We start from the raw sequence: 15,526 nt of genomic DNA, 5'->3' as shown, positions 1-15,526 counted from the left end.
TTCGTGACAATTGTCATGGTCGAGTCTGGCGCGCAGGCGGGCGCAGGGGCGCAGGCCGTTTCGAAGGCCGGCGCAGGGGAGGCGGGAAGAGTGTGCGCGGCCGTGGCCGCGCGGGGGACGGCGGACTCAGGCGCCGGGCGGCAACTGGCCCAGCTGGTGCTTGGTGGCGTAGGCGTACAGTTCCAGGCGGTTGTACACGCCCAGCTTGCGGTAGATCGACGTCAGGTGATTGCGCAAGGTGTGCTCGGAGATGAACAGCTGGTCCGCCAGCAGCTTGGCCGGCGTGCCGCTGCCGTGTACCAGCGCGGCGATGATCTTTCGTTCCTTGAGGGTCAGGCTGGCGACGGCGATCGCTTGCGCCGAGCCGCCGCCGGGCTGGGTCAGCTGCGTCAGCATGCGTCCCAGCATCGCGTGTTCCAGCCACAGCTCGCCCTGGTACACCTTTTCGATGGCCTTCAGGACCATCTCCGCCGGCGCATCCTTGCTGACGATGCCGCGCGCGCCCTTGAGTACCGTCTGGTCCAGGACGGCCTGGTCGTGGCTGGCCGTCAGCACCAGCACGCGTGTGCCGCCGCACTGCGCCAGCGCGGGCAGGATGGCCAGCGAACTGATGCCGCCCAGGTCCAGGTCCAGCACGATCACATCCGGCTGCAGCGCCTTCGCCTGCTCCAGCGCCTCGCTGCTGTCGGACGCCGTGGCGACCACGCGCATGCCCGAGTGCTCGCCGCCGATCAGCCGCTCCAGGCCCCACAGCATGGTCTTGTGGTCATCCACCAGCATGACGCTGATGACATGGCTGGCCGGCGGCATGTGGCGTAAGTCATTCATATCGGGATCTCGATCTGCACGGAGGTGTTGCCCAGCATGCCATGCGTGACGCGGGCCGTGCCGCCGAGGGCGGCGGCGCGCTCGGCCAGCGAGTCGGGCAGGAAATCGGGGACGTGCGCGGCGGCGCATTCGTTGTCGATGCTGATGTGCAGGGCGCCCTGCACGCAGGTCAGCTTGACGGCGCCGTGGCGCGCCGACGTATGCTTGCGGATATTGCTCATGCCCTCGTTGACGATCTGGAACACCTCGGCCGCCAGGCGGTCATTGATGTGCAGGTCGCCTTCGATCTGCAGGGCGATGTCGATGCCATAGAATTCGCGGATTTGCGTGGCCTGGCGGCGCAGCGCGACCAGCAGTTCCGGCTCGCTTTGCACCTGCCCGTTCTTGAACGTGCGCGCGTAGCTGCGCAGGTCGGCGATCACCTGGCCCGACATGATGATCAGTTTTTCCAGTTCCGGCAGCAGCGGGTTGCCCGGCGTGGCTTCGTTGCGCAGGGCGGCCAGGCCGTGGCGCAAGCCGATATACGGCTGCACGGCCGTGTCATGCAGGTCGCGCGCGATCTTTTCGCGCTCGCGCGAGGCCGCCTGCGACGCCAGGCGGTCGAGCAGGTTGATGTTTTCAATGACGGGAAACGCCTGCGCGCCGATATGGCTGAGGAACAGGGCGTCCGTCTTGCTCATGCTGGTGGCGGAGACGATAAAGATGCGGCCTTTGCCATTGCGCAAGGGCAGCGGCGCGCTGATGAAGGCGTGCGCTTCGAGCAGCTCGGCCAGGCGGGCGCCCGCCGCGTCGTCATGCCGCAGCCAGCGTCCGCTGTCGGGCTCGAGCATGCGCGCGCCGCCTATCCACGGCAGCCACGGGCCGACGGGCTGGTTGTACAGGGCGATTTTATCGTGCGGGAAAGCGAGCAGGGGACTGGCCGCGTCGTCGCTGAGGAGCGAACTGGTGTGCACGACGCCCGTTGCCGTTTGCAGCACGCTGCGCAGCGACCAGACGCGCGTGCCCTTGTCCTGCATGATCAGCAGGCAACTGCGGCCGTTGAAATAACTGCGGGTTTTTTCCAGCACCGAGGTAATGGTCTGGTCGACGCCGAAGCGCGGATTGGACAGCTGGCTGACATCGCGCAGCAGCGCCAGGTGGCTGCGCTGCGTGATGGCCGAACCGCCCCAGTAGGCGATCATGTAGCCGAGCGCCAGCAGGAAGGTGGTGCGCAACAGCAGGCGCGACAGTTCCGCATCCGTTTCGCCGAACAGGGCCGTGGCGGCGAACAGGCCGGCCGAGGCCAGGGTGACGCGCGCGCCTTCCTCGAAGCCGCGCTGGAACGACGAGGTCAGGATGGCAAAGAAAAAAAACAGGAAGAATAAATTGTTGTGGCTGCTGGTGGAAAACACGATCAGCGCATACCAGGCCACGTCCAGCCAGTACAGCAAGATGTCCTGGGGCAGGCTGAGGCCCATCACGGCCAGCACGTAGAGCAGCAGGCTGTGCATGGTGTAGGCGGAAAAGATCAGCCAGGTGATCTTGGTGAGCTTGCCGGCGCTTTCGGGATCGACAAACAGGGTCAGCAAGGTGGCGCTCGACAGCAGCAGGCGCATGCCGTTGACCATGGTCGTATCCATGCCGGCACCCGGCAAGCCGGATCTGAGGGGAGGATCGAGATTCACAAGCGCTCCTGGCCATGTCCCGCATGGGGCGGCCATGCGCAGGGATAGATACCACAGATAAATTCTTGTTATTGTTGCTGCAATCAATGACGAGTCTACGCACCCGCCGTAAAGATGTCTACAGGAATCCTTTGTCCGGCGTTGCTTTTTTTACAGCGGCTGCACCATCACGCGGTTGCGCCCGGCGCGCTTGGCCAGGTACAGGGCGCGGTCGGCGGCGCCGATCAGGGCGGAGATGGTCGGCTGCTGCTGCGGATGCGGGGTGGCGATGCCGATGCTGACCGTGATGTGCTTGACGTCATTGCCCGTCTTGGCGTGCGGAATGCGCAGCCCGGCCGCATGCTCGCGGATCGCCTCGGCCATGCGCAGCGCCTGCGCCGCGTCCGTGTCGGGCAGGATGGCGGCAAATTCCTCGCCGCCATAGCGCGCCAGCAAGTCGGTGGGGCGCTGCAGCATGGCGGCCAGTTCGGCCGCCACTCTTATCAGGCAATCATCGCCTTGCTGGTGGCCGTAATGGTCGTTGTAATCCTTGAAATGGTCGATGTCGATCATCAGCAGCGACAGGGGACTGCCCGTGCGCATGGCGCGCCGCATTTCCTTCTCGATCGCCACGTCGAAGTGGCGGCGGTTGGCGATGCCCGTCAAGCCGTCGGCAAAGGTTTGCGAACGCAACACCATGGTCTGTTCGCGCAGCAGCTTTTCGCGGCCCACGGCGATGGTGACATCATTGATCTGGATCAGGCAGTGGCGCGGCGAAGCGGGCAAATTGATCGGCGTGACGGCGATCGCCTGCTGCATGCGCTCCCGGCCTTCGGCCGCGCCATGCGTGTACAGGGGAAACGGCGCCTTGTGCAGGGTTTGCGACAGCAGCGACTGGAAATTGTCGCGCAGGGCCTGGGTGATGGCCGAAGCTATGCGCTTGTGGCGCAGTTCCGGATAGACGGCGAAGAAATCCTGGCCCAGCACGGCATCGGCCCGGCATGCCGAGTGGCGCGCCATCCAGTGGTTCCACAGCACGATGCGGTGCTGCTCGTCGAGCACGATGGCGCCCAGGTTGACGGCACCGAGTATGCTCTCGAGCAGGGCGAGACGGTGCAATGCATCCGGCATGATCGTCACGCCTGTCCCAGGACCTTGGCCAGATAGCGGCTGACCTGCTGCTTCAGGTCGTGCAAGGCGGACAGGTCGAGCACGAATGCCACATAACCGTGGATCTGGTGCTTGGACAGCACGAAGTCGATATGCAGCATCAGCACGACGGCGTCGTCATCGTCGCCGCCGAACGAGGAGAGGATTTCCGCGCTGGTGCCCACGTGGTACAGGGGCAGCGAGCCATGCAGTTCGCTGTCGAACAGGTTGGCCAGGGTCCCGACGCAGGAATTGAGGATGATGTTGCCGATTTCGCTCATCGCCTCCTGTTCCATCTCCGTCAGTTCCTGCAGCGGCATGGCGTCGCCCACCATCAGGCGCACGATTTCCAGGCTCTTGTCTTCAGGGAACATCAAGATGGCTTCGGTGGCGAAGGCGCCATCGTAATGCTGGCTGACGCCGCAGATGCGTTCGCCATCTTTCTTGCTGCCGAGCAAAGCAGCCGCGTCGGCACGGTTCAGGAAGGTGATCGACGGCACCGACATGGTGACTTCTTCATTGACGATCTCGCTCATCGCGGCCGCCGCATGGCCCACCCCGATGTTGAATATCTCCACGAGGGCATCGTTTTCGAGTTCGGAGAGATTGACCATGCTCACAGTCCCAGTGACACGATCAGCTGGTGGATGCGGGTTTCCGTGATCGGTTTTTCCATGAAGCCGACGCCGAGTTCGCTGGCGCGGTTGCGGATGGCGTTTTGCACATTCGCCGTGACGAGAACGATGTGCGTTTGCGGGCACAGCGCGCGCAATTGTTCCGCCGCCGCCACGCCGCCCATGCCGGGCATGTTGACATCCAGTAATATCAGCACCGGGCTGACGGTCTTGACTTTTTCCAGGGCTTCTTCACCCGTCGCCGCCTCAATCACTTGCCAGTCGGCATGTTTGCTGAGGATGAATTGATGCGACATCAAACGTGAAACCCGGCTGTCATCGACAACAAGTACCTGTTTACTGTGATTCATGTGCTATTCCTGGGACGTCATATCGGGCTATCGTGCCATTTTCGCATATTTTAGGGGGCATAGAGAGTAATTGGCTGGGGAATTGCCCTGGGGCAAAGGTTTCCCGCTTGGCTGTTGTATCCCGTCGCATGGCCCGTCATCATGGCAGGCTGGCCAGGCTGGCAATCCGTTAAAATAGCGGTATTCCCCACTTTAGCCTTTTTTTGCCATGACCCAAGACGAATTGAAGCAAGCCGTAGCCCGCGCCGCCATAGACTATGTGGTGGCTGGTGAAATCATCGGTGTCGGCACCGGTTCCACCGCCAACTTTTTCATCGATGAACTGGCCAAGATCAAGGACACCATCAAGGGCACGGTCGCGTCGTCCGAAGCGACGGCCGCGCGCCTGGCAGGCCATGGCATTCCCGTCTTCGACTTGAACGACGTCGAGTCGATCGCCGTCTACATCGACGGCGCCGATGAAATCACGGCCAGCGGCGCCATGATCAAGGGCGGCGGCGCGGCATTGACGCGTGAAAAGATCGTCGCCTCCGTCGCGAAGCAGTTCGTCTGCATTGCCGACGGCTCCAAGCTCGTCGATACCCTGGGCGCCTTCCCGCTGCCCGTGGAAGTGGTGCCGATGGCGCGCGCCGCCGTGTCGCGCCAGCTGGCCGCGCTGGGCGGCACGCCCCGCTTGCGCCTGAAGGCCGGCAGCGATCAAGCGTTCATTACGGACAATGGCGGCGAAATCATCGACGTGCTGGGCTTGAAAATTGCCGACCCGGTGGCGCTGGAACAGCAGATCAACCAGATCGTCGGCGTCATCGCCGTCGGCCTGTTCGCCGTGCGCGGGGCGAATGTCTGCCTGCTGGGCATGCCGGAAGGCGTGCGTACTTTGGCATACTGATACGCAGCAGCAATCCGGGGTCAGTCACTGCGTGATCGGAATGCGCCTCACTGGGGCGCATTCCCCCGCCGGGTCTGACCCCAGCCTTCACTTTGCACAGCCCGGTACACGGCCATGGTGCGCAGCAAGCCGCCGAGGAAGATGCCGCTGAAGCAGCCATAGGCGAGGCAGACAGGCACAATGAAGCCGGGCGCATGGGCGTAGGCCGGGGCGATGGCCAGGGTCACGGCCACCGCATATTTCATGCAGAAAATACTCATCATCAGGATCAGCGGCACCCAGCTGCCGGGACGCTGCACGCTGGCCCGCCCGGGAATGGCGACGATCTTGCGCGCATCGGTCAGCGTCCACGCCAGCGCCGCACCGGCCAGGGCGCCGATGGTCCAGGCGAACGGCGCCACGCCATCGAAGCCGAAACTGCCACGCACGCCGCTCAGCGACAGGGCCAGCATCACCAGGGGAATGATGCACAGCTTGCGCAAGGTCACTTCGCGCGCCCGGCTGGCCAGTACGCCCCGGTACACGAGAAAGCCCAGGATGGCCCAGACGTAGAGGGGAGTGTGGCTGAAGATTTGCTGCAACATGGTGTCCGCCTTGGATTGAGGTTGTCGATGGACGTACTGTGCCAGCCGGCGGCGTGGGCGGCGAGCGGTGTGCGACGAAACGGGGAGGGATGGCCGCGAAACGGCGGGGGAGGGCGTGAAACGCAGGTGAAACTGCCCGTGACGTGGTCACGGGCATGCTTGAAATTTACTCGGTAGGGGGCACGTAACCCATGGCCGCATCGGCGCCGTCGCCGAAGAAATGCTTTTCCATCTGCGTGGCCAGGTATTTGCGGGCGCGCGCGTCGGCCAGGTTCAGCCGGTTTTCATTGACCAGCATGGTCTGGTGCTTGAGCCAGGCAGCCCATGCTTCCTTCGACACGGATTCGTAAATCTTCTTGCCCAGTTCGCCCGGGTACGGCGGGAAATCCAGTCCTTCGGCTTCCTTGTTGAGTTTGATGCAGTGGATCGTGCGGGCCATCTGTGCTCCTGAATCAGTGTAGAGATAAAGCGTGATTATAAGGCACTTTGCGCCTGCCCTCGCGGGGCCGTCGCGGCCTGGCGACACGCCGTTTGCCGCGCCCTTGCGCTGGATCAAATTTGATCTGCGCCGCCCCAGCTAGTAAGATGCCTTATCGCGCCAGCCGCTGGCAGCGCCTCTTCCAAGCAAGTAGTAACAATTAACCAATATGGAATCCCTATGACCTCAGTGAAAGTCCATGGTATCGACGTCAGCAATACCGGCAGCTTCGCGCTGTTTGGCGGCATCAACGTGCTCGAATCGCGCGATCTCGCCATGCGCGCCTGCGAAGAATATGTGCGCGTGACGCAAAAACTGGGTATTCCCTATGTGTTCAAGGCCAGCTTCGACAAGGCCAACCGTTCATCGATCCATTCCTATCGCGGCCCGGGCCTGGAAGAAGGCATGCGCATCTTCCAGGACGTCAAGGCGGCGTTCGGCGTGCCCGTGATTACCGACGTGCATGAGCCATGGCAGGCGCAGCAGGTGGCCGAAGTGGTCGATGTGCTGCAATTGCCAGCCTTCCTCGCGCGCCAGACGGACCTCGTCGTGGCCCTGGCGAAAACGGGCAAAGTCATCAACATCAAGAAGCCGCAATTCTTGAGCCCTGGCCAGATGGCCAATATCGTCGAGAAATTCAAGGAAGCGGGCAACGATCAATTGATCCTGTGCGACCGCGGCACTTGCCTCGGCTACGACAACCTGGTGGTCGACATGCTGGGCTTTGGCGTCATGAAAAAGACGTGCGACGACTTGCCCATCATCTTCGACGTCACGCATGCGCTGCAGCAGCGCGACCCCGGTGGCGCCGCATCGGGCGGCCGCCGCCAGCAAGTGGCGGATCTGGCCCGCGCCGGCCTGGCCGTCGGCATCGCCGGCCTGTTCCTGGAAGCCCATCCTGACCCCGACAACGCCCGTTGCGACGGCCCCAGCGCCTTGCCGCTGGACCAGCTGGAACCATTCCTGGCGCAACTGAAGGCGCTCGACGACCTGGTCAAATCGTTTGCGCCGTTGAATATCAAATAACGGTTCGAATGTAAAAAAAGCCCGGCATGCCGGGCTTTTTCTTTTTACAAGGTTTTGATGAGAACCTGCGATTTGCGCTGCCAGTTATACATGTGCTGGCGGTCCTTCGGCAAATCGTCGACGGTGGCCGGCACGAAACCGCGTTTCTTGAACCAGTGCGAGGTGCGCGTGGTCAGCACGAACAGTTTGTTCAGGCCGGCGGCGCGCGCGCGGTTTTCCATGTGCTTCAGGATGCGCTCGCCATCGCCCTGGGCTTGCACTTCCGGATTGACGGTCAGGCATGCCATTTCCGCCATCTTTTGCGCGGGGAACGGGTACAGGGCGGCGCAGCCGAAGATCACGCCGTCATGCTCGATGACGGAGAAATAATCGATTTCGCGTTCGATCAGCTCGCGGCCACGTTTCACCAAAGTGCCGTCCGCTTCCAGCGGTTCGATCAGTTTGATGATGCCGCCCACGTCTTCGATGGTGGCCTGGCGCAGGCTTTCCAGGTTTTCATGGCTGATCATGGTGCCCACGCCATCATGGGTAAACAATTCCAGCAGGGCCGAACCATCCATCGAGAACGGCACGATGTGCGAGCGCTCGACGCCGTTGTGGCAAGCCTTGACGCAATGTTTCAGGTAAAACGCCGTGGCGTCGGGCAGGAAGCCGGCCATCAGCACGGCTTCGGCCTGGTGCGACGACAGTTCGCGGATTTCCACGCCCGTCGCGTCTTCCATCATCGGCGTTTCGGTAATGAAAATCAGCTTGTCCGCGTGCAGGGCGATGGCGGCGCTGCAAGCCACGTCTTCCATGGTGAGGTTGAACGCTTCACCGGTAGGCGAGAAGCCCAGCGGCGAGAGCAGCACCAGGCCGTCCGAACCGAGGATGGAGTGGATGGTTTCGGCGTCGACCTTGCGCGTGATGCCCGTCAGTTCCAGGTCCACGCCATCGATCACGCCCAGCGGGCGCGCCGTGATGAAGTTGCCGGAAATGATACGGATGGCCGCATGCGACATGGGCGTGTTCGGCAAGCCTTGGCTGAACGCGGCCTCGATATCGAGGCGCAGCTCGCCAGCGGCTTCCTTCGCGCATTCCAGCGCGGCAATGTCCGTGATGCGCACGCCATTGTGGAAGCGGCCTTCGACGTTACGCAAGGCCAGCTGTTCCGCCACCTGCGGTCGCGAGCCGTAGACGACGGTGACATTGATGTCCAGCGCATGCAGCAGGGACAAATCATGGGCCAGCACCTGCAGCGCCCCGGCGCTGACGAGTTCACCGGGGAAGGCGACCACGAAGGTCTTGCCGCGAAAGGCGTGGATGTAGGGCGCGACGGAGCGCAGCCATTGGACGAATTGGGTAGGGTTTTCCATTAAGCGCATTATAATTCGCTGCGCGATGTGCGCGCTTAAAATACCTGTAAAAAAACAATGTCTTCAGCCAGCAATAAGTCTTCCCCTCCTTCCAACGTTGCAAATGTGCCCGCCAGCGGGGATGTTTCCGCGCCTGCCGCCACGCCAGCGCAGGGCCGCCAGCGCCCGCCCGTGAGCCAGCAAAGGCAGCAGCCGCCGCGCGCGGAACAACAGAAACAGCAACAGCAGCAGCGCGCGCCGCGCCCGCCGCGCGAGGGGCAGCAGCCGCGCAATGACCAGGCTAGCCGCGAAGAGCGCGAGAGCCGTGACGCAGCCCGCGCCGCGCGCGAAGCGGAAAAGGCTTTCCGCAATCCGCTGCCACCGATCACGTATCCGGAAGACTTGCCCGTCTCGGGCCGGCGCGCGGAAATCGCCAAGGCCTTGATGGAAAACCAGGTCATCATCGTCTCGGGCGAGACGGGTTCCGGCAAGACGACCCAATTGCCGAAGATTTGCCTGGAACTGGGACGGGGACAGAAGGGCATGATCGGCCACACGCAGCCGCGCCGCATCGCCGCCTCGTCGACGGCCAAGCGCATCGCGCAGGAGCTGGGCACGCCGCTGGGCGAAACGGTGGGTTTCAAGGTGCGCTTTACCGACACCCTGAGCCGTGGCGCGTCCGTCAAGCTGATGACGGATGGTATCTTGCTGGCCGAGACGCAGACCGACCCGTTGTTGAAAAACTACGACACCATCATCATCGATGAAGCGCACGAACGCAGCCTGAATATCGATTTCCTGCTCGGCTATCTGAAGCAATTGCTGCCGCGCCGGCCCGATCTGAAAATCATCATCACGTCGGCCACCATCGATGCGGAACGCTTCTCGCGCCATTTCGGCACGCCGGAAAAGCCGGCGCCCGTGATCGAAGTGTCGGGCCGTTTGTACCAGGTGGAAGTGCGCTACCGTCCCGTGGAACGCGAACAGGTGGCCATGCCCGGTGCCGCCAACCCCGACAAACCTGGCCAGCGGACGGCGAATGTACGTGTAGCTGCGCGCGAAAAGCGCGACCTGATGGATGCCGTCGTCGATGGCGTGGAAGAACTGTGCCGCATCGGTTCGGGCGATGTGCTGGTGTTCTTGCCGGGCGAGCGCGAAATCCGCGATTGCGCCGAAGCGCTGCGCAAGCACCACCCGCCGCATGTGGAAATCCTGCCCCTGTTCGCCCGCCTGTCGGCCGAGGAGCAGGAGCGCGTGTTTAAAACCAGCAATGCGCGCCGCATCGTGCTGGCCACCAACGTGGCGGAAACGTCGCTGACCGTGCCCGGCATCCGCTACGTGGTCGACGCGGGCCTGGCGCGCGTGAAACGCTACAGCTACCGCAATAAAGTGGAGCAATTGCAGGTCGAGCCGATCGCCCAGTCGGCCGCGAACCAGCGCGCCGGGCGTTGCGGCCGCGTGGCCGATGGCGTGTGTATTCGCCTATATGAAGAGCAGGATTATTTGCTGCGCCCGAAATTCACGGAGCCGGAAATCCTGCGCTCCTCGCTGGCGGCCGTCATCCTGCGCATGAAATCCCTGCACCTGACGGACGTGGAAACCTTCCCCTTTATCGAGCCGCCGCTGGCGCGCGCGATCGCCGACGGTTACCAGTTGCTGCAGGAACTGGGCGCCGTCGATGAAGTCAATAAACTCACGCCGCTGGGCAACAAGCTGGCCAAGCTGCCGCTGGACCCGCGCGTGGGCCGCATGATACTGGCCGCGCTCGATAACGCGTGTCTGAGCGAAGTGCTGATCGTCGCCTCGGCCCTGTCCGTGCAAGACCCGCGCGACCGCCCGATGGAACACCAGCAGGCGGCCGACGAGGCGCACAAGAAGTTTGCCGATGAAAAATCGGAATTCTTGAGCTACCTGAAAATCTGGCGCTGGTTCGAATCGGCCATCGAGCACAAGAAAACCAACCGCCAGCTGCAAGACAATTGCCGCACGAATTTCCTGTCGCAGATGCGCTTGCGCGAATGGCGCGACGTGCATTCGCAGCTGCTGACCATCGTCAAGGAGCAAGGCTGGCGCCTGAACGAAGCGCCGGCCACCTACGACAACCTGCACATGGCCTTACTGACCGGTTTGCTGGGCAATATCGGCTTCAAGGGGGAGGACGAGCCGGGCGCCGGGTATCTGGGCGCGCGCGGCATCAAGTTCCATATCTGGCCCGGTTCCTCGCTGCTGAAAAAGCCGGGCAAGTGGATCATGGCGGCCGAACTGGTCGACACGACGCGTTTGTATGCGCGCTGCGTGGCGCAGATCCAGCCCGAGTGGCTGGAAAAAGTCGGCGAGCATCTGCTGAAAAAATCGTGGGGCGAGCCGCGCTGGGAAAAACGCTCGGCGCAAGTGACGGCGTCCGAACGGGCGACCTTATATGGCCTGGTGGTGTACAGCCAGCGCCGCATCAATTACGGCAACTTCAACTTGCCGGAAGCGCGCGAAATCTTCATTCGCGACGCGCTCGTCGGCGGCGACTTCGACACGCGCGCACCGTTCTTTGCGTACAACCATAAACTGATCAAGGACATCGAAAACCTCGAGCACAAGTCGCGCCGCCTGGACGTGCTGGTCGACGATGAACTGATCGCCGCCTTCTACGACAAGCTGCTGCCGGCCGACGTGTGCAATGGCGCCGGTTTCGAGAAGTGGCACAAGGAAGCCACGCGCGACAACCCGAAGCTGCTGTATTTGAACCGCGAAGAGCTGATGCGCCACGAGGCGGCCGGCGTGACGACGGACCTGTTCCCGAAAACCATGTCCGTGACGGGGCTGGAAATGGGCCTGACGTACCACTTCGAGCCGGGCAGCGTGCGCGATGGCGTGACCTTGAGCGTGCCGCTGTATGCCTTGAACCAGTTGCCGCGCGAGCGTTGCGAATGGCTGGTGCCGGGCATGCTGAAGGAAAAAGTGCATCTGCTGCTCAAATCCCTGCCGCAAAAGCTGCGCCGCCACTGCGTGCCGCTGCCCGACTATGCGGCGAAATTCTGCGAGCGCGTGCATGCAGCGGGCGTGTTTGGCCGCGGTGACTTGATTGACGCCATCATTCTCGACATCCGCACGCAGATCACGATCAATGTGCTGACGACGGACTTCAAGCCGGAAACCCTGCCTGCCCATCACTTCATGAATTTCAAGGTGATCGACGAGCATGGCCGCCAGCTGGACATGGGCCGCAACCTGGCCACCCTGCAGGCGGAATTCGGCGGCCAGGCGCGCCAGAGTTTCCAGAAACTGGCCGAAGTGTCGGGCGTCTCCGGTACGGGCACGCCCGGTGCCAAGGTGGCGGGCGCGCAAGTGGCGTCGCGTCTGCAGGCGCAAGCGCAGGGTGTAGCCGCCAACGCGGCGGCAGGCAAGGGCGGCGCGCCCGTTAAGGGTGCAGCCGCTGCCGCGGCGCCGGCGTCAAGCAACGCCACCGTCTCGCAGCACATGGGCTTGACGGCCTGGACCTTCGGCGAATTGCCGGAGTTGCTCGAAATCGTGCAGGGCAAGCTGACCCTGATCGGCTTCCCTGCACTGGTCGACAAGGGCACGCATTGCGACCTGGAAGTGTTCGATGATCCGACCGTGGCCGCCCGCACGCACAAGATCGGTTTGCGCCGCCTGTTCGCGCTGCAAATGAAGGAGCAGATCAAGTACGTCGAGAAAAGCATTCCCGGTTTGCAGCAGATGGGTATGCAATTCATGGCCCTCGGTTCGCAGGAAGAGTTGCGCGAGCAAATCATCAACAAGGCGCTCGACATCGCCTGCCTGCAAGATCCGCTGCCGCTGGACGCCGTCTCGTTTGCCAAGCGCCAGACCGAGGGCAAGTCGCGCCTGGTGTTATTGGTTAATGAAATCGCCCGTTTGCTGTCGCAAGTGCTGACGGAATTCCACGGCTTGCCCAAGCGTCTGCAGAATATCCCCACAGCGGCGGCCACCGATATCCAGTCTCAGCTGCAAGGTCTCGTGCATAAACGCTTCCTGACGGAAAACGAGTACACGCAGCTGGCGCACTTCCCCCGCTATCTGAAGGCGATCAACGTGCGCCTGGAAAAGCTGCGCGCCGACCCCGCGCGCGACACCAAGCTCATGGCCGAATGGCAATCGGCCGCCGCGCCGTACTTGCGCCAGGCCAAGGATCGCCAGGCCGGCAAGAACACGGACCCGAAACTCGTCGACTTCCGCTGGATGCTGGAAGAGCTGCGCGTGTCGCTGTTTGCGCAGGAGTTGCGCACGCCGATGCCGGTGTCGGCCAAGCGCCTGCAAAAGGTATGGGAATCTATGCAGCGGTGATGGCGCCTCTATAAACCTACTGCGCAGCTCACTATCGCGTCGGCGTTGCTCACCGGCTCGGCGCCCCCGTACAGAGTACGGTTGCGCTACTCAACGCGATATTGAACTTGCTCGCTACGGTTTCTAGAGGCGCTTTGACGCTAACGATGGGCAGCAACATGGCCGGATTATGCTCCGCTAATCCATCCTACCCGACCTACGTTCCACCTGATCTCTCAAGTGCGCCTATTGAGATCATCATCATCGCTGAGCGAGGAGCGCGAGCCCAGATCGCCCAGGTCGCCCTGGCTGCTGCCCGTGCCGGCGCGGCTGCCGCTCATGGAGGTGCCGGTCAGGCTGCCTTCACTGCCCGACTGCAGGCTGGCGCCGCTGCGCAGGTCGCTGCCGGATGGCATGTGGCTGCCTGCCATGGCGCCGCCGCCGTAGCGTGTGCTGCTGCCATAGAACGCTTCCATCTGCTGGTTCCAGGCTTCGCTGCCCATGTCGGGCCAGTTGTCCTTGTCGAAGCCGGGAGCGTTTTTCAGCAAGTCTTTGTCGACGTTCAGCAGGAAGCGCTTGTTGACGGTGTCCAGGGTCAGGCGCTCCCAAGGCACAGCAAACAGCTTGTCGCCCATGCCCAGGACGCCGCCGAAGGACAGCACGGCATAGGCGATCTGGCCCGTGCGCATGTCGAGCATGATTTCCTTGATGTCGCCCAGCTCCTCGTCGTCGTGATTGTAGACATCGTCCCCGATCAGGGTATCGGCCCCCATCAGGGCCGGCCCCGGGCCGTCGTGGTTGCGGTACATGCCCAGGATATCGCGGTCCAGATAGCTCATGGTGTTCTCTCCTCGTGTGAAGTGCTGATCGAACATCCAGATTAAGCATACGTACTATGTCGCGTTTGATCTGCCTCAATGGTGCCAGCGGCACTTTTATCCGTGTGCAAACGTACGGTGCTGTCAGCTAATTGCGGTACTCTATGCGTTCCAAGGAGGAGGCCGCACATGCTGATGACGCAACGATGCAGTGGGATGAACTTGCGGTACGCTCCACAACGACACGCGCGCCGCGTGCCATGGTAAAGCCCGCCACCAAATGGCTGCGCGGGCTATTGAGCGCCGGTAAGGCGCAGCAGCGCACGGCGACCAAGCTGGCCAAGGTGCTGTTCGGACCCGTGCCAGCCAAGCCCACGGCCAAACCTCGCAGCAAGCCCGTGGCCAAGACCAAGGCCAAAACAATCGCCAAGCCGCGCGCCAGGCCCGCCAGCGACGCCTTGCCCTCGCTGGCGCCCTTTGCCACGCCCCTGTCGCCACCGCGCGTGCGCAAGCGAACGGCGCCCCCGCCGGGCAAGTGGCTGGCCGCCCACTATGCGCCGTTGCCGGAACTGGGACAGTTGCCGGGCCGGCGCCTGCCGTATTTTTTGTACTTGCCCGAGAAGGCGCCGAGCGCCGCCATGCGCAGCCGGGGCCGGCCGCTGCTGGTGATGCTGCACGGCTGCGAGCAGAGCGCCACACAGTTTGCCGACGGCACGCGCATGAACCGCCTGGCCGAGCGCAAGGGCTACGCCGTGCTGTATCCGCAGCAGTCGCTGCGCTCGCATGCGCGCCGCTGCTGGAAGTGGTACGACAAGCTGACGCAGGAGGGCGGCGGCGACGTGCGCCTGATCGTCGGCGCCATCGAGCAGGTGGCGGCCCGCTATGCGATCGACCGTGCGCGCATCTATATCTGCGGCATTTCCGCCGGCGCCGGCATGGCGCATATCGTGGCCCTGAATCATCCCCATCTGTTCGCGGCGCTGGGCCTGCATTCCGGGCCCGTGTTTGGCGCCGGGCATAACCTGATCGGCGCGCTGGGCGTGATGCAGCATGGCGCCGCCGCCCGCGCCGATGCGGCCATCGATGAAGTGCTGGCGCGCCAGCCTGCGTTTCCCCGCCTGCCCACCATCTTGCTGCAAGGGCTGGCCGACAAGGTGGTGCGGCCCATTAACCAGACGCAGCTGGTACGCCAGAGCGTGCGCGTCAACCGCTTGCCGTTCGATACCGCCGTGACGGCGCAGCGCCTGCCTGGCGGCACGGCGGGCGGGCGCAATCCGGCCCATGCGTATGCCCTGCACGATTATCAGGTGGGCAAGGATGTGCTGTTGCGCGTGGCGCAGGTCGAGCACCTCGAGCACGCATGGAGCGGCGGCGACGCCAGCCTGCCATTCAACGACAAGGCCAAGCCCGACGCCAGCAAGATGCTGCTCGATTTCTTCGCCAGCCACCGTCGCCGTTAAACCAGCGTGCCGCGCGCCGCAACGGTGCGCTGGCACTGG

13 protein-coding genes are annotated in these 15,526 nt (G+C 63.2%); 4 read left to right on the top strand and 9 right to left on the bottom strand.

Annotated features, from left to right (window positions below):
- Positions 1-126 precede the first annotated feature (126 nt).
- The 5 genes from ASN89_RS13400 to ASN89_RS13380 form a co-directional block, all read right to left on the bottom strand.
- The gene (locus ASN89_RS13400) at positions 127-828 is read right to left on the bottom strand and encodes a response regulator (protein WP_235433016.1); all 702 of its coding nucleotides are present in this window, start codon (positions 826-828) and stop codon (positions 127-129) included.
- Complete coding sequence (locus ASN89_RS13395; RefSeq protein ID WP_161911769.1) at positions 825-2,492, bottom strand: sensor histidine kinase; 1,668 nt, start codon at positions 2,490-2,492, stop codon at positions 825-827. The genes ASN89_RS13400 and ASN89_RS13395 overlap by 4 nt, the downstream gene beginning before the upstream one ends.
- Before the next feature lie 150 nt (positions 2,493-2,642).
- Complete coding sequence (locus tag ASN89_RS13390) at positions 2,643-3,602, bottom strand: sensor domain-containing diguanylate cyclase (protein WP_058049594.1); 960 nt, start codon at positions 3,600-3,602, stop codon at positions 2,643-2,645.
- A 5-nt stretch (positions 3,603-3,607) separates the two neighbouring features.
- Complete coding sequence (locus ASN89_RS13385; protein WP_034750807.1) at positions 3,608-4,234, bottom strand: chemotaxis protein CheC; 627 nt, start codon at positions 4,232-4,234, stop codon at positions 3,608-3,610.
- A 2-nt stretch (positions 4,235-4,236) separates the two neighbouring features.
- The gene (locus ASN89_RS13380; protein WP_058049593.1) at positions 4,237-4,605 is read right to left on the bottom strand and encodes a response regulator; all 369 of its coding nucleotides are present in this window, start codon (positions 4,603-4,605) and stop codon (positions 4,237-4,239) included.
- 208 nt (positions 4,606-4,813) lie between these two features.
- Between ASN89_RS13380 and rpiA the strand changes: the two genes are divergently transcribed.
- Entirely contained in the window at positions 4,814-5,491 is a 678-nt protein-coding gene (gene rpiA, locus ASN89_RS13375) for a ribose-5-phosphate isomerase RpiA (protein WP_058049592.1), read from the top strand.
- A 47-nt stretch (positions 5,492-5,538) separates the two neighbouring features.
- Here rpiA and ASN89_RS13370 read toward each other — a convergent pair whose 3' ends face one another.
- Entirely contained in the window at positions 5,539-6,075 is a 537-nt protein-coding gene (locus ASN89_RS13370; protein WP_058049591.1) for a DUF6622 family protein, read from the bottom strand.
- Positions 6,076-6,241: 166 nt separating this feature from the next.
- Positions 6,242-6,514, bottom strand: a complete 273-nt coding sequence (locus ASN89_RS13365) for an oxidative damage protection protein (RefSeq protein ID WP_034750797.1) — start codon at positions 6,512-6,514, stop codon at positions 6,242-6,244.
- Positions 6,515-6,733: 219 nt separating this feature from the next.
- On the opposite strand from ASN89_RS13365, the gene kdsA reads away from it, so the two are divergent.
- Positions 6,734-7,579 carry a 3-deoxy-8-phosphooctulonate synthase gene (kdsA, locus tag ASN89_RS13360; RefSeq protein WP_034750794.1) on the top strand — a complete coding sequence of 282 codons (846 nt, stop codon included), beginning with the start codon at positions 6,734-6,736 and terminating at the stop codon, positions 7,577-7,579.
- 44 nt (positions 7,580-7,623) lie between these two features.
- Here kdsA and argA read toward each other — a convergent pair whose 3' ends face one another.
- Positions 7,624-8,934 (bottom strand): amino-acid N-acetyltransferase, encoded by a 1,311-nt coding sequence (gene argA / locus ASN89_RS13355; protein WP_046685875.1) that lies wholly within the window; start codon positions 8,932-8,934, stop codon positions 7,624-7,626.
- 171 nt (positions 8,935-9,105) lie between these two features.
- Here argA and hrpA point away from each other — a divergent pair, with 171 nt between their 5' ends.
- Entirely contained in the window at positions 9,106-13,230 is a 4,125-nt protein-coding gene (gene hrpA, locus ASN89_RS13350; RefSeq protein WP_414842515.1) for an ATP-dependent RNA helicase HrpA, read from the top strand.
- Between the two features lie 215 nt (positions 13,231-13,445).
- Here hrpA and ASN89_RS13345 read toward each other — a convergent pair whose 3' ends face one another.
- Positions 13,446-14,048, bottom strand: coding sequence for a PRC-barrel domain-containing protein (locus ASN89_RS13345; RefSeq protein ID WP_058049589.1), 603 nt, complete (start codon positions 14,046-14,048; stop codon positions 13,446-13,448).
- A 239-nt stretch (positions 14,049-14,287) separates the two neighbouring features.
- Here ASN89_RS13345 and ASN89_RS13340 point away from each other — a divergent pair, with 239 nt between their 5' ends.
- A complete protein-coding gene (locus ASN89_RS13340; protein WP_058049588.1) occupies positions 14,288-15,487 on the top strand; it encodes an alpha/beta hydrolase family esterase in 1,200 nt (399 codons plus the stop codon).
- Positions 15,488-15,526: the final 39 nt, after the last annotated feature.

The sequence above is a fragment of the Janthinobacterium sp. Ant5-2-1 genome (assembly GCF_001445815.1).
Classification (GTDB): Bacteria; Pseudomonadota; Gammaproteobacteria; order Burkholderiales; family Burkholderiaceae_D; genus Janthinobacterium; species Janthinobacterium lividum_E.
The sequence above is the reverse complement of the archived record's forward strand: the minus strand, read 5'-3'. Positions and strand labels throughout refer to the sequence as shown.